This is a genomic window from Streptomyces ruber, from assembly GCF_014648075.1.
Lineage (GTDB): Bacteria > Actinomycetota > Actinomycetes > Streptomycetales > Streptomycetaceae > Streptomyces > Streptomyces ruber.
Genome location: NZ_BMQK01000008.1, coordinates 184,792 through 200,155 on the forward strand (window position 1 = coordinate 184,792; position 15,364 = coordinate 200,155).

A 15,364-nucleotide genomic window follows, 5' to 3' on the forward strand; every position below is an offset into this window, starting at 1 on the left:
CGATGAGCCGCATGGGTGACGTACTGGCCGGATTTCATGCCGCCTGGGAGTTCGAGTCCGACTCCGTGCTCATCCGCTTCGAACGGGGAATCCGCACGCCGAAGCTGTTCCAGGCGCTCGGCGAACGCCGCATCCCCCTGGAGGCGATCGCCGGGGTGACGCTGACGCCGGGGCGGCGCGGGACCGTGGTGCTGCGGGCCGAGCCACGGCCGGGCGCCGACCCGCTGATGGACGCCGCCGCGGGCCAGTTGCGGGAGTCGGGCGATCCGTACCGGCTGGTGCTGCCGGCCGAACGCGAGGTCCTGGCCGAGTACTACGCGGACGAGCTGCGGGCACGGCTGCCGGAGACGGACGGCCCGGCCGAACGCCATCTGGTGGCCGCGCCCGAGGGGCCGCGGCAGTTCAAGGCGTACGACGGGAAGGCGTCCTTCGACGGTTCGTCCGTGTCGTTCCGGTGGTTCTGGACGGGGGCGTCCTCGGCGAAGTGGAAGGCCGGTGACCAGAGTTTCCCGGTCAATGAGCTGAGCGGGGTCGAGTGGCGTTCACCCGAGGTGTTCGAGGGACATCTGCGGCTGCTGCACCGCGACGCGGCGACGGCGCCGCCCGGGCAGGCCGACCAGGACCCGGCGGCCGTCGTCTTCGGGCTCGGCTACGGCCCGGTGCACGAGTCGCTGCCGTTCGCCGCCGCCGTGCTGGCCGCGGTGCGCGCCGCCGAACCGGCCCCCGCCGTGGGGCCGGCCGCGGCGCGCCGCCGCGACCCGGCCGACATCGCCGACCGCATCCGCCACCTCGGCGAGCTGCACCAGGCGGGGCTGGTGACGGACGAGGAGTTCACGACGAAGAAGGCCGAGCTGCTGGCGGAGCTGTGACCGGGACGCGGGAACCTCTCGTCCGTGTCGCCCGTGTCTACTCCCGGCCCGCCGAGGTGAAGCTCATGTCGGCGTAGCGGTCGCCCGCCACCCGGTCCGCGAGGGGCTCCAGCAGGGCCAGGTCCTCCTCGCCGAGGACGATGCGGGTGGCCGCGGCGTTCTCCGTCACCCGGCCGGGCTTCCGCGTGCCCGGGATCGGCACGACGGGCAGGCGGTGGACCTCCGCCCGCTGCTGCACCCAGGCCAGCGCGACCTGCGCGGGCGAGGCGCCGTGGGCCTCGGCGACCGCGCGGACCGGCTCCAGCAGGGACGCGTTGGCGGTCGCGTTGTCACCGGTGAAGCGCGGCATCCGGCGGCGGAAGTCGTCGGCGGTCAGGTCCTTGTCGGCGTCCGCGAAGGACCCGCTGAGGAAGCCCCGGCCGAGCGGCGAGTAGGGCACGAGGGCCACGCCCAGCTCGCGGGCGGCCGGCACCACGCCCGCCTCGATGTCCCGGCTGAACAGCGACCACTCCGACTGCACGGCGGCGATGGGGTGCACGGCCTGGGCGGCCCGCAGTTCGTCGCCGGTGACCTCGCTCAGCCCGAGGTGCTTCACCTTGCCCTCGCGGACCAGCTCGGCCATGGCGCCGACCGACTCCTCGATCGGCACGTCCACGTTCCGGCGGTGCATGTAGTAGAGGTCGATCACGTCCACGCCGAGGCGCTTCAGGCTGGCCTCGACGGCGTCGCGGATGTAGGGCGGGTCGTTGCGGATGATGCGCCGCGTCACGTCCTCCCGCGGGATCGCCATGGCGAACTTCGTGGCGATCACCACCTCGTCCCGGTGCGCCGCGAGGAACGGCGCGAGGAACCGTTCGTTCTCCCCGGCGCCGTACACGTCCGCCGTGTCGTAGAGCGTGACGCCGAGTTCCAGTGCCCGCTCCAGGGTGGCCCGTGACTCCTCCGCGTCCGAGGGCCCGTAGGCGAAGCTCATGCCCATGCAGCCGAGGCCCTGGACGCCGACCTCCGGGCCGGTCTCGCCCAGCCGTGTCGTCGCGATCCTGTCGCCGGTCACAGCACAGCTCCCTCCGACGCCAGGGCCCGCCCGGCGTCACCGTAGAAGTCGATCTTGCGGTCGAGCACGGCCAGCGTGTCCTGGAGCTCGGCGATCCGGGCCCGTACGCCCTCCCGGGTCGCCTTCAGCAGCTCGAAGCGGGCGCCGTAGGTGTGGTCGCCCTCGCGGACGAGTTCCGCGTACCGCACCATGTCCGCCACCGGCATGCCGGTCAGCCGGAGCTTGCCGACGAGGCCGAGCCAGTCCAGGTCGCGGTTGCTGTAACGGCGCTGGCCGGTGTGCGAGCGGTCGATGTGCGGCATCAGCCCGATGCGCTCGTACCAGCGCAGCGTGTGCGCCGTGAGGCCGGTCAGGGCGGCGACCTCGCTGATGGTGTACCTGTCCTGGCCGTCCGGGCGCCGGTCGGCGTGGGGCGGGCCGGCACAGCTGTCGACGTGGGTGCCTGTGGTGTCCATCACCGTCATGGCCCCCACGCTAGAACCTTCGAGTGCGCTCCAGGCAAGCGGCAGCCGGGGAAAACGCCGGGACACGGACGGGCGGGTGTGGCTACCGTGCAGATCATGACACTCGTACGCCGTGCCGGCCCAGGGGACGCGGAGGAAGTGCTGCGTCTGCGTCAGGTGATGCTCGACTCGGTCCACTCCGCCGATCCGTCCGAGCAGTCGGCGAACTGGCACGCGCTGTCCCTGCCGACGCTGCGCGCCCGGCTCGCCGAGCCGGACGGTTCCTTCGCCGCGCTCGTCGTCGACCACCCGGACCGGCCCGGCGCGCTCGCCGCGCTGGCGGCGGGCACGCTGGAGTACCGGATAGGGCGCGCGGACAATCCGCACGGCGCCGTGGGGTACGTCTTCAGCGTCGCCACCGACCCGGGGATGCGCCGCCGGGGGTACGCGCGCGCCTGCATGGAGGGGCTCCTGGTCTGGTTCCGCGAGCGGGGCGCGGTCCACGTCGACCTCAACGCCTCCGCGGAGGGCGAGCCGCTGTACGTCTCCCTCGGCTTCGTACGCCACCCCGACCCCTCGATGCGGTTGAAGCTGTCCGGCACTTAGGCTCGCAGGCATGTCTCTGCAGAGCCTCGCGCAGATCGAGAACTGGCCCGTCCCCACCGCCGCCGCGGCCGTCGTCCGCGCGGACGGCACCGTCGCCGGGTCGTACGGCCCGACCGGTCACCGCTTCCCGCTGGCGTCGGTGACCAAGCCGCTCGCCGCGTACGCCGTGCTGGTCGCGTACGAGGAGGGGGCGGTGGAGCTCGACGAGCCGGCCGGGCCCGAGGGCGCCACGGTCCGCCACCTGCTCGCGCACACGTCGGGCCTCGCCTTCGACGAGCACCGGGTCACCTCCGCGCCGGGTGAGCGGCGGCTGTACTCCAACGCCGGGTTCGAGCAGCTCGGGGACCACATCGCGAAGGCCACCGAGATCCCGTTCCCCGAGTACCTGCGCCAGGCGGTGCTGGAGCCGCTGGGGATGACGGCGACGACGCTCGACGGCTCGCCCGCCAAGGACGCCGTCTCGACCGTGGACGACCTGGTGCGCTTCGCCGCCGAGGTGCAGGCGCCCCGGCTGCTGGACGCGCGCACGGTCGCGGAGGCGATGACCGTCCAGTACCCGGGCACGAAGGGCGTCCTGCCGGGCTACGGCCACCAGAACCCCAACGACTGGGGCCTCGGCTTCGAGATCCGCGACGGCAAGTCCCCGCACTGGACGGGGACCTCGTCCTCGCCGCGGACCTTCGGTCACTTCGGGCAGTCGGGCACGTTCCTGTGGGTCGACCCGGTCGCGGGCGCGGCCTGCGTGGCGCTGACCGACCGGGCCTTCGGGCCGTGGGCGGTCGAGGCGTGGACACCGTTCACGGACGCGGTGCTGACCGAGCTGCGCGGCTGACGTCGGCTGCCGGCGGCAGGACCGTGTCGGCGGCCTCACGGAGCACGCGGTAGCAGGTGCAGGCGTGGGACTCCAGGCCGGTACGGTCGAGCACGGTGATGACGCCGCGGCTGTAGCGGATGCAGCCGGCCCGGGCCAGGGCGCCGGCCGCCTCGCTGACGGAGGTCCTGCGGACCGCGAGCATCTGGGCCAGGAACTCCTGGGTGAGGGCGAACCGGTCGCTGTGCATGCGGTCGGCGGTCATCAGCAGCCAGCGGGCGCACCGCTGGGGTATGCGGTGGCCGCGGTTGCAGGCGGCGTTCCGGGCGAGCTGGGTGAACATGAACTGCGTGTAGCGCTGCAGCACCTGCTGCAGCGCCCCGTCCAGCACGCCGATCTCGTGCCGGAAGCGGTCGGCGTCCATGCGCAGTCCCCAGCCGGCCACCTGGCACACCGCGCGTTCGGTCGGCGCGGTGACCCCCAGGAAGGCGGAGAGCCCGACCATGCCCTCGTCGCCGACGGTGGCGACCTCGACGGTCCCCCCGTCCAGGTCGGCCAGGATGCTGAACACCGCCCGCAGCGGGAACAGGACGGCTTCGACGGGGCGGCCGGGCCGGTGGACCACTTCCCTGATCTGTGTGCGGACCGGTTCCAGGTCGTGCCGCAGTCGCTGCCGTTCGGCCTCCGGCAGGGCCGCGAGGACGCGGTTGCCGCGCGGGTCGTGGCGATCGGCAGCGGGGGCCGTCATGACGCGTCCTCCTCGACCGCCGTGTCGGCGGCCGCGGGCGGGATCACCGCCGCCCAGGGCGGCAGCGAGACCCTCATCAGGCCGGCGGCGCCCGGCACCATCACCAGGCCGACCAGTGCGTGCGCCAGTACCGGCAGGGGCAGTACGAAGTCGACGCAGCCGGTGGCCGTGGCCGCGCTCGGCATGCCGGAGGCCTTGGCCGTGGCGGTGTCCTGGGCCAGCACCCGTCCCCCCGCGCCCCGGACGTGCCGCGTCCCCAGGGCACCGTCGTCCAGTTGGCCGGTGAGGACGGCGGCGAGGAGCCGGGGGCCGAAGGCGGCGGCGGCCGAGGCGAGGACCGCGTCCGCGACCCGGCGGCTGTCGCCGTGGTGCAGCAGCACGTCCCCGGCGGAGGTGAAGGCCGCCCGGCGCCCGGCCGGGACCACGTGCACCTGGCCGGCCGTCAGCAGGTCCCCGTGGCGCAGCAACCGCACCGGGAGCGTCGAGTAGAAGTCCAGCACCTCGACGAACTGGTCGGACTCCCGTACAGGACGGTGCTGGACCACGATCAGGGCGGCCGGGAACGTCCTGGGAAGCGACGCCAGCAGCTCGCAGTACGCCGTCACACCACCCAGCGACGCGACCAGACAGACCACGTCGAAGGCGGCTTCGGCCCTTCGCACGGTACCGGGCACAGCGCCAGCCTATTGCCCGCCACCGGACAGAGGAACTCCCCGGCGCGAGGCGCCGGCGGACGCGGTTCAGTCCCCCGTCATCTCCCACAGCAGCACCTCGGCCGGCCCGGCGTCCGCCGCCGCCTCCAGCCGCACGTCCCGCTCGTCCGTGAGCCGGGCCGCGTCCCCCGGACCCAGCCCCTCCTCACCGCAGCGCACTCGTCCCCGTACGACGTGGACGTACACGTACGGCGCTCCCGGCACCGTCGTGCGCTCCCCCGCGTCCAGCCGCCGTACGCGCAGGGTCGCGCCCGCCTCCGGGACCGGGTACGGCGCGGAGTCGGCGAGGGAGCGGACGACCCCGTAGGCGGGGTCGCCGCCGGGCTCGCGGGGTGCCAGCCACATCTGGACGAAGGTCAGGGGCGCGTCGCCGTCGTTGCGTTCGACGTGGCGGACCCCGCCGCCCGCGCTGAGGCGCTGCACGTCCCCGGGGCGGACCCGCGTCTCGCGGCCCGTCGAGTCGCGGTGGGTGAGCTCGCCCTCGACCACCCACGTCACGATCTCGGTGTGGCTGTGCGGGTGCTCGTCGAAGCCCGCGCCGGGGGCGAGCCGTTCCTCGTTGCAGGCGAGGATGGCGCCGAAGCGGAGATTGTCCGGATCGTAGTGGGGGCCGAACGAGAAGGCGTGCCGGGACTCGATCCCGGCCGCCGGGTCGCCTCCCGGGTAGCGCTCGGCGGCGCGCCGTACGTCCATCACGGGCTCCACGGTAGTCCGTCCACGCGGTCGCGCCCCCGGTCGCGGGCGGGCTCCCGGAGCCCGCCCGCGACCCGGCTCCGCACACCGCCGTCCGGATGAGGCAGTCTTGTCCCCGTGCCCGAACCCGTAGCCGGCTCCTCCGGACCCCCTCCGCGCGACGCCCGCCCGTACGACGCCCATCCGCACACCGGAACGCTGAAGCGGCTGGAGAAGTCGTCCGGACGCCTCGCCGCGCAGGCCATCGCGCGCATGGACGAGACGCTGCCGTGGTACCGGGCGATGCCTCCCGAGAACCGGTCGTGGATCGGGCTGGTCGCCCAGGCGGGCATCGCCGCCTTCACGGAGTGGTTCCGGCATCCGGACGCCCCGCAGGCCATCTCCACCGACGTCTTCGGGACCGCCCCGCGCGAGCTGACCCGGGCCATCACCCTGCGGCAGACCGTCGAGATGGTGCGCACCACCATCGAGGTGATGGAGAGCGCCATCGACGAGGTGGCGGCGCCCGGCGACGAGTCGGTGCTGCGCGAGGCGCTGCTGGTGTACGCCCGCGAGATCGCCTTCGCCACGGCCCAGGTGTACGCACAGGCCGCCGAGGCACGCGGTGCCTGGGACGCCCGCCTGGAGTCGCTGGTGGTGAACGCCGTGCTGTCCGGCGAGGCCGACGAGGGGGCCGTGTCCCGGGCCGCCGCGCTCGGCTGGAACTCGCCGGACAACGTGTGCGTCGTCCTCGGCACCGCGCCCGACGGCGACAGCGAGCTGACCGTGGAGGCGATCCGCCGGGCCGCCCGGCACGCCAAGCTCCAGGTGCTCACCGGGGTGCTGGGCAACCGCCTCGTCGTCATCGCGGGCGGCAGCCAGGATCCGCTGCAGGTGGCGAAGTCGCTGATCGGGCCGTATGCGGCGGGGCCCGTGGTGGCCGGGCCGATCGTGCCCGACCTGCTGGCGGCGACCCGCTCGGCGCAGGCCGCGGCGGCCGGGCTGAAGGCGTGCTCCGCGTGGCAGGACGCGCCCCGTCCGGTTCTGGCGGACGATCTCCTTCCGGAGCGTGCGATCGCCGGTGACCCGAGCGCTCGCGAGCAGTTGGTGGAGGAGATCTACAGACCGCTGGAGGAGGCCGGTTCGGCACTGCTGGAGACTCTCAGCGTTTATCTTGAACAAGCGTCCAGTTTGGAGGGGGCGGCACGAATGTTGTTCGTCCACCCCAATACCGTGCGCTACCGGCTTCGACGTGTGACAGACGTCACCGGCTGGTCGCCCTCCGATGTGCGTTCCGCGTTCACGCTGCGGATCGCGCTGATCCTGGGACGCCTGGTCGATGGAGATCCTCAGTCCTAGCGTTTTGTCGAAGGCCCACAAAACGGTTCCATGTTCTTCGTCCCTGTCCTCACGGGCGGCTCCGGCCGTCCCCAAGAGAGAGTGTGAGAGTGCTCGTACTCGTCGCTCCCGGCCAGGGCGCCCAGACGCCCGGCTTCCTGACTCCCTGGCTCGATCTCCCAGAAGCCGCCGACCGCCTCGGCGCGTGGTCGGACGCCATCGGGCTGGACCTGACCCACTACGGCACACAGGCCGACGCCGACGCCATCCGTGACACCGCCGTGGCGCAGCCGCTGCTGGTCGCGGCCGGCCTGCTGTCCGCCGCGGCACTCGGTGACATCTCCGGGCTCGCCCCCGGCGCGGTCGCCGGTCACAGCGTCGGCGAGATCACCGCCGCCGCGCTCGCGGGCGTCCTCGACGACACGGCCGCGCTGACCCTGGTGCGCAAGCGGGGCCTGGCGATGGCCGAGGCCGCGGCCGTCACCGAGACCGGCATGTCGGCGCTGCTCGGCGGCGACCCGGAGACGACCGTCCCGCACCTGGAGGCGCTGGGCCTCACCCCGGCGAACGTGAACGGCGCGGGCCAGATCGTGGCAGCGGGTACCCTTGAGCAGCTGGCCGCCCTGGCGGCGGACAAGCCCGAGGGCGTACGCCGTGTGGTGCCGCTCAAGGTGGCGGGCGCCTTCCACACGCGGCACATGGCCCCCGCCGTGGACGCGCTGGCCGAGGCCGCGAAGGAGCTGACCCCGGCCGACCCCGCCGTGCGCTACGTGTCGAACAAGGACGGCCAGGCCGTCGCCACGGGTACCGAGGTGCTGTCCCGGCTGGTCGGGCAGGTCGCCAACCCGGTGCGCTGGGACCTGTGCATGGAGACCTTCAAGGAGCTCGGGGTGACCGCGCTCGTCGAGCTGTGCCCCGGCGGTACGCTCACCGGTCTCGCCAAGCGCGCCCTGCCCGGAGTGAAGACCGTGGCCCTCAAGACCCCCGAAGACCTCGACGCCGCCCGCGAGCTGATCGCAGAGGCGTCGACACCTGCCGCTGACGCGGCGGGCGCCTGACAAGGAGCCCGAGAGCATGTCGAAGATCAGGCCCAGCAAGGGCGCCCCGTACGCGCGCATCCTCGGTGTCGGCGGCTACCGCCCGACCCGGGTGGTGCCCAACGAGGTGATCCTGGAGAAGATCGACTCGTCCGACGAGTGGATCCGCTCCCGCTCCGGCATCGAGACGCGGCACTGGGCCTCCCCCGAGGAGACCGTCGCCGCGATGTCGATCGAGGCGTCCGGCAAGGCCATCGCGGCCGCCGGCATCACGGCCGAGCAGATCGGCGCGGTCGTCGTCGCGACCGTCTCGCACTTCAGCCAGACCCCGGCCGTCGCCACCGAGATCGCGGACAAGCTCGGCACGGACAGGGCCGCCGCGTTCGACGTGTCGGCGGGCTGCGCGGGCTTCGGCTACGGGCTGACGCTCGCCAAGGGCATGGTCACCGAGGGCTCCGCCGAGTACGTGCTCGTCATCGGCGTGGAGCGGCTCAGCGACCTGACCGACCTGGAGGACCGGGCCACGGCCTTCCTCTTCGGCGACGGCGCCGGCGCGGTCGTGGTCGGCCCCTCCGACGAGCCGCACATCGGCCCGACGGTCTGGGGCTCCGAGGGCGACAAGGCCGAGACGATCAAGCAGACGATCCCGTGGAACGAATACCGGATCGGCGACCTCGGCTCACTGCCGCTGGACAGCGCCGGCAACGTCAAGTTCCCCGCGATCACGCAGGAGGGCCAGGCGGTGTTCCGCTGGGCCGTGTTCGAGATGGCGAAGGTCGCCCAGCAGGCGCTGGACGCGGCCGGGATCACCCCGGACGACCTGGACGTCTTCATCCCGCACCAGGCCAACGTGCGGATCATCGACTCGATGGTGAAGACTCTCAAGCTGCCGGAGCACGTCACGGTCGCCCGTGACATCCGCACCACCGGCAACACCTCGGCCGCCTCGATCCCGCTCGCGATGGAGCGGCTCCTGGCGTCCGGCGAGGCGAAGAGCGGCGACACCGCGCTCGTCATCGGCTTCGGGGCGGGTCTCGTGTACGCAGCGACGGTCGTTACCCTCCCCTAGGCACTCCGTGCCGGACCACGCTTCACGGTCCGGCACGGGAACCACCGCCATACCCCCTGACAACAACGAAGGAGCGCCCACATGGCCGCCACTCAGGAAGAGATCGTCGCCGGTCTCGCCGACATCGTGAACGAGATCGCCGGCATCCCGGTTGAGGACGTCCAGCTGGACAAGTCCTTCACCGACGACCTGGACGTCGACTCGCTGTCCATGGTCGAGGTCGTCGTCGCCGCCGAGGAGCGCTTCGACGTCAAGATCCCCGACGACGACGTCAAGAACCTCAAGACGGTCGGCGACGCGACCGAGTACATCCTCAAGCACCAGGCCTGACCCCCGGATCGACCCGGGCCCCGGCGCCGGGTCCGATCCCGTGGTCGGCCCGGTGCCCTGCCCCGCCGCCCGGCGGTGGCGCCGTACGAATCCTCGTAATCGTTGGAGAAGAATTCCCGTGAGCTCGACCAAGCGCACCGTGGTCGTCACCGGTATCGGCGCAACTTCACCGCTGGGTGGCGACGCGGCCACCACCTGGGAGGGCCTGGTCGCCGGACGTTCCGGTGTCCGCCCCCTCACGCAGGAGTGGGCCGCCGAGCAGGCGGTCAGGATCGCCGCTCCGGCCGCCGTGGACCCGTCCGAGGTCATCCCGCGGCCCCAGGCCCGCCGGCTCGACCGCTCGGCGCAGTTCGCGCTGATCGCCGCCAAGGAGGCGTGGGCCGACGCCGACTTCGACGAGAAGGCCGCCGACGACGGCGGCGTGGACCCCGACCGGCTCGGCGCGGTGATCGCCTCCGGCATCGGCGGTGTGACCACGCTCCTCGACCAGTACGACGTGCTGAAGGAGAAGGGCGTACGCCGGGTCTCCCCGCACACCGTGCCGATGCTGATGCCGAACGGCCCGTCCGCCAACGTGGGCCTGCTCGTCGGCGCCCGCGCCGGTGTGCACACCCCGGTCTCCGCCTGCGCGTCGGGCGCCGAGGCCATCGGCTACGCCATCGAGATGATCCGCACCGGCCGCGCCGACGTGGTCGTCGCGGGCGGCACCGAGGCGGCCATCCATCCGCTGCCGATCGCCGCGTTCGGCAACATGATGGCGATGTCCAAGAACAACGAGGACCCCGAGGGCGCCTCGCGTCCGTACGACACCGCCCGGGACGGCTTCGTCCTCGGCGAGGGCGCGGGTGTGGTCGTCCTGGAGTCCGCCGAGCACGCCGCGAAGCGCGGTGCCCGGGTGTACGCGGAGGCGGTCGGCCAGGGCATCTCCGCCGACGGCCACGACATCGTGCAGCCGGAGCCCGAGGGCCGCGGCATCTCGATGGCGCTGCGGGCCCTGCTGGACAACACGGACCTGGACCCGGCCGAGATCGTGCACGTCAACGCGCACGCCACCTCGACCCCGGCCGGCGACATCGCCGAGCTGAAGGCGCTGCGCAAGGTCTTCGGCGACGACGCGGACCACATGGCGGTCTCCGCCACGAAGTCCATGACGGGCCACCTGCTGGGCGGCGCGGGCGGCGTGGAGACCGTGGCGACGGTCCTCGCCCTGTACCACCGGATCGCCCCGCCGACGATCAACATCGAGAACCTCGACCCGGAGGCCGAGGCCAACGCGGACATCGTGCGCGGCGAGGCCCGCAAGCTGCCCGTGGAGGGCCGTATCGCCGCCCTGAACGACTCGTTCGGGTTCGGCGGGCACAACGTGGTGCTGGCGTTCCGTACGGTCTGAGGACCGCGCGAGGCGCGCCTGGGCACATGAGGAGGCCCCCACCGTCCGGTGGGGGCCTTCCGCGTGCCTGACGGGACCTCAGACCACCTGGTGCAGCCAGCGCACCGGGGCGCCCTCGCCCGCGTAGCGGAAGGGCTCCAGTTCATCGTCCCAGGGCTTGCCGAGGAGGCGGGCGAGCTCGGCCTCCAGGTCGGTCTCGCCGCGCTGGGAGCGGAGCAGGGCGGCGCGCAGCCGGTCCTCGGGGATCAGGATGTCGCCGTGGATGCCGGTGACGGCGTGGAAGATGCCGAGGTCGGGGGTGCAGCTGTAGCGCTCGCCCTCGGCGTTCGCGCTGGGCTCCGCGGTGACCTCGAAGCGGAGCAGGTGCCAGCCGCGCAGCGCGGAGGCGAGCTGGGACGCGGTGCCGGGCTCGCCCCGCCAGGAGAACTCCGAGCGCCAGGTGCCCGGTGCCGCCGGCTGCCTGATCCAGTCGAGGCTGACGCGCGTCCCGAGGACGCCCGCCACGGCCCACTCGACGTGCGGGCAGAGCGCGCGCGGTGCGGAGTGCACGTACAGAACTCCACGTGTCGTCACCGGGCCTCCCTAGTAACTTGGCGGAACGGGGAGCGGCAGGGCAGCCACGGGGCGAGGCTACCGTGCGGCGGGCCGAGGAGTGTGACGTACCGTCGGAGCCGATGCCGGGAAACGACGAGGTTTCACCCGGCGAGACGTGTGAACGGGTTTCCGGCCGGAGGCCGGAAATGTCCCCCGGTGTGGTGGCCGTCCTCGCGGACCCGTGCTGACCGGCCGCGACGGCCCGGTGGCGGGCGGTGGCGGCGGCACGGGCCGGGACGGGCCGCTCCGGCGGTGCCGTATACGAAAGAGGGGACCTGGGGATGCGCGGAAGACCCCATCGGTCGCGGGCGGTGCTCGCGGCCCTGACGACGGCCGTGCTGGGGGCGGTGGGCTGCGACGCCTCGGGCGGCGGCTCGCCCGCCCCGGGCGGCAGCTCGGCGTCCCCGACGCCCGCGTGGGACCGTGCGCCCCGGTCCGTGGCGGCCGTCGGGGACTCCATCACCACGGGCTTCGACGCCTGCTCGGTGCTGTCGGACTGCCCGGAGGCCTCGTGGGCGACCGGGAGCGACCCCGAGGTCGACAGCCTCGCCGTGCGGCTGCTGGGGGCGGACGGGACCGCCGGGCGGAGCTGGAACCACGCGGTGAGCGGGGCGCGGATGGCGGATCTGCCGGCCCAGATGACGAAGGCGGCGGCGGAGCGGCCGGAGCTGGTGACGGTGATGGCCGGCGCGAACGACGCGTGCCGCGAGACGACGGACGCCATGACGCCGGTGGACGCCTTCCGGTCCTCCTTCGAGGAGGCCATGGCGGCGCTGCGGAAGGACGCCCCGAAGGCGCAGGTGTACGTGGCGAGCGTGCCGGACCTGAAGCGGCTGTGGTCCGAGGGCCGGGCCAATCCGCTCGGCAAGCAGGTGTGGAAGCTGGGCATCTGCCCGTCGATGCTCGCCGATCCGGACGCCCTGGACGCGGCGGCGAACACGCGGCGCGACGCGGTGCGGGAGCGGGTGGAGGCGTACAACGGGGTGCTGGAGGAGGTGTGCGCGAAGGACCGGCGGTGCCGCTTCGACGGGGGCGCGGTGTTCGACTACCGGTTCGGGACGGCGGAGCTCAGCCCGTGGGACTGGTTCCACCCGAGCGTCAAGGGCCAGGCGCGGCTCGCGGAGATCGCGTACCGCGCGGTCACGGCGGAGGAGGCGCCGTGACCGCGCGGCGGCGACGAGGTGCGTGTGCCGGTCAGGCCACCACGGTCGCCGTCAGACGGCGGTCCGCGACCGAGCGGCCGGCCTCGACCTCGTACGCGCCCGTCACGTGCGTCCAGGCACCGGCGGCCTCGTCCCAGATCTCGAAGGCACGGGCCGGGAGCTCCACGACGGCCTCCACGCTCTCGCCGGGGGCCGCCTCGACGGACGCGAAGCCGGCGAGCTGCCGGGCCGGGCGGTCCGCGCCCGGGGCGGCCGGTGCCAGGTAGACCTGGACGACCTCGCGGCCCGCGCGCTCCCCGGAGTTGCGGACGCGGACGGTGACGGACCGGCCGGTCACGTCGATCGACTCGTACATCCAGTCGGTGTAGCCGAGGCCGTGGCCGAAGGCGTACGAGGGGGTGCGGCCCTCCTTCTCCCAGGCCCGGTAGCCGATGAACACGCCCTCGGTGTACGGGAGTTCGCCGTTGTCCGGGGTGACCTGCGTGACCGGGGCGTCCGTCAGCGAGCCCCAGGTGGTGGGGAGCCGGCCGCCCGGTTCGTGCGCGCCCGTGAGGACGTCGGCGAGGGCGGCGCCGCCCTCCTGGCCGGGGAACCAGGTGAGGAGGACCGCGGCGACCTCGTGCCGCCAGGGGAGCTCCACCGGGGAGCCGGAGTTGACGACCACGACCGTGTTCGGGTTGGCGGCGGCGACGGCGCGCACCAGGTCGTCCTGGTGGCCGGGGAGCCTCAGGTCCTCGCGGTCGAAGCCCTCGGACTCGACGAGGTCGGTGGTGGCGACCACGACGACGGCGGTGTCGGCGGCGCGGGCCGCCTCCACGGCCTCGGCGATCAGTTCGTCGGGGTCGCGCCGCGGCTCCTGGTGGCAGAGCTCGAAGGTGATCACCTTCATGGGGAGGTCCTCGGGGAGGGCGACGACGTGACGCAGGGAGACCTCGACCGGTTCGCCCGCCGCGAGCTCGACCCGGGCCCGGGGCACGGGGGCACCGAAGAAGGCTTCGAAGGGGTCGTCCTTGGCCGGGCGCTGGACGTCGTCGAAGTACGTCGTGCCGTCGACGGTGAGGGTGAAGGCCCCCATGCCCTTGATGCCGAACGCGTGCGCGCCGCTCTCGCGCGGGGTGAACGTGCCGGTCAGCTCGACGGTGTGCAGCCGGTCGTCGGTGACGCCGTCGGGGCGGTCGGAGCCCATCCACTGCAGGTGTCCGTTGGGTGCGGAGCCGGTGCCGATGACCGTGCCGTCGGCGTCGCGGCACACGGCCCGCAGCTCGAAGCCCCGGTCGGCGGCGGCGAGTTCCTCGTTGGGGTCGGCGCCGAGGGCGTAGGTGAGGGTGCCCTCGGGGAGGGCGGCGGTGAGTCCGTCGAGCGGGGAGACGACGTGGTCGGGGAAGACGGTGGCGGAGCCGCCGCCGAGGACGCGGGCGTCGCGGGCGGCGGCCCCGATCAGGGCGACCTTTCCACCGGGCCTCAGGGGCAGGGCGGGCGCCCCGTCGCGGACCTCGTTGCGGACCAGGACGAAGGAGCGGCGGGCGATCTCGCGGGCGAGGGCCTGGCCGTCGACGGGGGCGGGCAGGTCGGTGACGGCGGGTTCGGCGCCGTCGAGGGCGCCGACCCGGGCGGCGAGGCGGAGGACGTTGCGCACGGCCTCGTCGACCTTCGCCTCCTCGACCTCGCCGTCCCTGACCGCCTTGGCGAGGGCCTCGCCGTACACGGTGCGCGGGCCGGGCATCGCGACGTCGAGGCCGCCCTCGATCGCGCCCGCGGTGGACCGGGCGGCCATCCAGTCGGAGACGTTGAAGCCGTCGAAGCCCCACTCGCCGCGCAGGACCTCGTTCACCAGGTGGTGGTGTTCGGTCATCGTCGTGCCGTTGACGGTGTTGTAGGCGGTCATGATGCCCCAGGGGCGGGCGTTCCCGACGATGGCCTCGAAGGGCGCCAGGTACAGCTCGCGCAGTGCGCGTCCGGAGACGAGGTTGTCCACCGTGAAGCGGTCGGTCTCGGCGTCGTTGGCGACGAAGTGCTTCACCGTGGTGCCGACCCCGCCGGACTGCACGCCCCGCACGTACCCGGTGCCGATCCGCCCGGTCAGGTACGGGTCCTCGCTGTACGCCTCGAAGTGGCGGCCGCCGAGCGGGGAACGGTGCAGGTTGACCGTGGGGGCGAGGAGGACGTGGACGCCCTTGCGGCGGGCCTCCTGGGCGAGCAGCACTCCGGCGCGGTGGGCGAGGTCGGGATCCCAGGCGGCGGCGAGCGCGGTCGGGGAGGGCAGCGCCACGGACGGGTCGTCGGCGGTCCAGCGGACGCCCCGTACGCCGATCGGGCCGTCGGACATGACGAGCGACTTGAGGCCGATCTCGGGCAGGGCGGGCAGCGACCACATGTCCTGTCCGGCGAGCAGCCGTGCCTTCGCGTCGAGACCGAGCCGGCCGAGGGCGGCCTCGACGACTGCCTCGCGGGCCTCGTCCGCCGAGGTCACGGGGGTGTTCCCGGCGGGAGCGGAGCGGGGGTGCGTCATACGGGGTGCCTCCTCGGT

General features: G+C 73.5%; 16 protein-coding genes. 9 read left to right on the forward strand and 7 right to left on the reverse strand.

The features are described 5' to 3' along the window. The first annotated feature begins 11 nt into the window (after positions 1-11). Complete coding sequence (locus IEZ04_RS19305) at positions 12-869, forward strand: DUF4429 domain-containing protein (RefSeq protein WP_229821125.1); 858 nt, start codon at positions 12-14, stop codon at positions 867-869. Between the two features lie 37 nt (positions 870-906). Here the strand turns inward: IEZ04_RS19305 and IEZ04_RS19310 are convergent, their stop codons facing one another. Together IEZ04_RS19310 and IEZ04_RS19315 are read right to left on the reverse strand one after the other, a co-directional pair. Further along, positions 907-1,923 (reverse strand): aldo/keto reductase, encoded by a 1,017-nt coding sequence (locus tag IEZ04_RS19310; RefSeq protein ID WP_189218141.1) that lies wholly within the window; start codon positions 1,921-1,923, stop codon positions 907-909. Then, positions 1,920-2,387 carry a MerR family transcriptional regulator gene (locus IEZ04_RS19315; protein WP_189218142.1) on the reverse strand — a complete coding sequence of 156 codons (468 nt, stop codon included), beginning with the start codon at positions 2,385-2,387 and terminating at the stop codon, positions 1,920-1,922. Before IEZ04_RS19315 ends, IEZ04_RS19310 begins: the two co-directional genes overlap by 4 nt. A gap of 96 nt (positions 2,388-2,483) precedes the next feature. Between IEZ04_RS19315 and IEZ04_RS19320 the strand changes: the two genes are divergently transcribed. Both IEZ04_RS19320 and IEZ04_RS19325 read left to right on the forward strand, forming a co-directional pair. Then, positions 2,484-2,972, forward strand: a complete 489-nt coding sequence (locus IEZ04_RS19320; RefSeq protein WP_189218143.1) for a GNAT family N-acetyltransferase — start codon at positions 2,484-2,486, stop codon at positions 2,970-2,972. A gap of 10 nt (positions 2,973-2,982) precedes the next feature. Then, the gene (locus tag IEZ04_RS19325) at positions 2,983-3,804 is read left to right on the forward strand and encodes a serine hydrolase domain-containing protein (protein WP_189218144.1); all 822 of its coding nucleotides are present in this window, start codon (positions 2,983-2,985) and stop codon (positions 3,802-3,804) included. On the opposite strand, the gene IEZ04_RS19330 is transcribed toward IEZ04_RS19325, so the two are convergent. The 3 genes from IEZ04_RS19330 to IEZ04_RS19340 form a co-directional block, all read right to left on the reverse strand. Further along, the gene (locus IEZ04_RS19330; protein WP_189218145.1) at positions 3,770-4,531 is read right to left on the reverse strand and encodes a Crp/Fnr family transcriptional regulator; all 762 of its coding nucleotides are present in this window, start codon (positions 4,529-4,531) and stop codon (positions 3,770-3,772) included. The two genes, IEZ04_RS19325 and IEZ04_RS19330, sit on opposite strands and share 35 nt — an antisense overlap. Further along, complete coding sequence (locus IEZ04_RS19335) at positions 4,528-5,205, reverse strand: chemotaxis protein CheB (protein WP_189218146.1); 678 nt, start codon at positions 5,203-5,205, stop codon at positions 4,528-4,530. Before IEZ04_RS19335 ends, IEZ04_RS19330 begins: the two co-directional genes overlap by 4 nt. A gap of 66 nt (positions 5,206-5,271) precedes the next feature. Continuing rightward, positions 5,272-5,937 (reverse strand): pirin family protein, encoded by a 666-nt coding sequence (locus IEZ04_RS19340; protein WP_189218235.1) that lies wholly within the window; start codon positions 5,935-5,937, stop codon positions 5,272-5,274. Between the two features lie 117 nt (positions 5,938-6,054). Here IEZ04_RS19340 and IEZ04_RS19345 point away from each other — a divergent pair, with 117 nt between their 5' ends. The 5 genes from IEZ04_RS19345 (at position 6,055) to IEZ04_RS19365 (ending at position 11,080) form a co-directional block, all read left to right on the forward strand. Then, positions 6,055-7,275, forward strand: a complete 1,221-nt coding sequence (locus IEZ04_RS19345; RefSeq protein ID WP_189218147.1) for a PucR family transcriptional regulator — start codon at positions 6,055-6,057, stop codon at positions 7,273-7,275. A gap of 89 nt (positions 7,276-7,364) precedes the next feature. Then, the gene (locus IEZ04_RS19350; RefSeq protein WP_189218148.1) at positions 7,365-8,312 is read left to right on the forward strand and encodes an ACP S-malonyltransferase; all 948 of its coding nucleotides are present in this window, start codon (positions 7,365-7,367) and stop codon (positions 8,310-8,312) included. Between the two features lie 16 nt (positions 8,313-8,328). Then, a complete protein-coding gene (locus IEZ04_RS19355; protein ID WP_189218149.1) occupies positions 8,329-9,360 on the forward strand; it encodes a ketoacyl-ACP synthase III in 1,032 nt (343 codons plus the stop codon). Between the two features lie 81 nt (positions 9,361-9,441). After that, on the forward strand, positions 9,442-9,690 hold the full coding sequence (locus IEZ04_RS19360) for an acyl carrier protein (protein WP_152787270.1): 249 nt from the start codon (positions 9,442-9,444) through the stop codon (positions 9,688-9,690). Between the two features lie 118 nt (positions 9,691-9,808). Next, complete coding sequence (locus tag IEZ04_RS19365) at positions 9,809-11,080, forward strand: beta-ketoacyl-[acyl-carrier-protein] synthase family protein (protein ID WP_189218150.1); 1,272 nt, start codon at positions 9,809-9,811, stop codon at positions 11,078-11,080. 78 nt (positions 11,081-11,158) lie between these two features. Here IEZ04_RS19365 and IEZ04_RS19370 read toward each other — a convergent pair whose 3' ends face one another. Further along, positions 11,159-11,653: a DUF3145 domain-containing protein gene (locus tag IEZ04_RS19370; protein ID WP_189218151.1), complete on the reverse strand. Its 495-nt coding sequence runs from the start codon at positions 11,651-11,653 to the stop codon at positions 11,159-11,161. Positions 11,654-11,955: 302 nt separating this feature from the next. Here IEZ04_RS19370 and IEZ04_RS19375 point away from each other — a divergent pair, with 302 nt between their 5' ends. Next, entirely contained in the window at positions 11,956-12,837 is an 882-nt protein-coding gene (locus IEZ04_RS19375) for an SGNH/GDSL hydrolase family protein (RefSeq protein WP_189218152.1), read from the forward strand. Positions 12,838-12,868: 31 nt separating this feature from the next. Here the strand turns inward: IEZ04_RS19375 and IEZ04_RS19380 are convergent, their stop codons facing one another. Continuing rightward, complete coding sequence (locus IEZ04_RS19380) at positions 12,869-15,346, reverse strand: glycoside hydrolase family 3 protein (RefSeq protein ID WP_189218153.1); 2,478 nt, start codon at positions 15,344-15,346, stop codon at positions 12,869-12,871. Positions 15,347-15,364 lie beyond the last annotated feature (18 nt).

Coding starts and splice junctions, on each gene's coding strand:
- IEZ04_RS19330 (WP_189218145.1), bottom strand. CDS start 4,531: ATGACGGCCCCCGCTGCCGATCGCCACGACCCGCGCGGCAACCGCGTC.
- IEZ04_RS19380 (WP_189218153.1), bottom strand. CDS start 15,346: ATGACGCACCCCCGCTCCGCTCCCGCCGGGAACACCCCCGTGACCTCG.
- IEZ04_RS19355 (WP_189218149.1), top strand. CDS start 8,329: ATGTCGAAGATCAGGCCCAGCAAGGGCGCCCCGTACGCGCGCATCCTC.
- IEZ04_RS19360 (WP_152787270.1), top strand. CDS start 9,442: ATGGCCGCCACTCAGGAAGAGATCGTCGCCGGTCTCGCCGACATCGTG.
- IEZ04_RS19315 (WP_189218142.1), bottom strand. CDS start 2,387: ATGACGGTGATGGACACCACAGGCACCCACGTCGACAGCTGTGCCGGC.
- IEZ04_RS19320 (WP_189218143.1), top strand. CDS start 2,484: ATGACACTCGTACGCCGTGCCGGCCCAGGGGACGCGGAGGAAGTGCTG.
- IEZ04_RS19340 (WP_189218235.1), bottom strand. CDS start 5,937: ATGGACGTACGGCGCGCCGCCGAGCGCTACCCGGGAGGCGACCCGGCG.
- IEZ04_RS19325 (WP_189218144.1), top strand. CDS start 2,983: ATGTCTCTGCAGAGCCTCGCGCAGATCGAGAACTGGCCCGTCCCCACC.
- IEZ04_RS19305 (WP_229821125.1), top strand. CDS start 12: ATGGGTGACGTACTGGCCGGATTTCATGCCGCCTGGGAGTTCGAGTCC.
- IEZ04_RS19375 (WP_189218152.1), top strand. CDS start 11,956: ATGCGCGGAAGACCCCATCGGTCGCGGGCGGTGCTCGCGGCCCTGACG.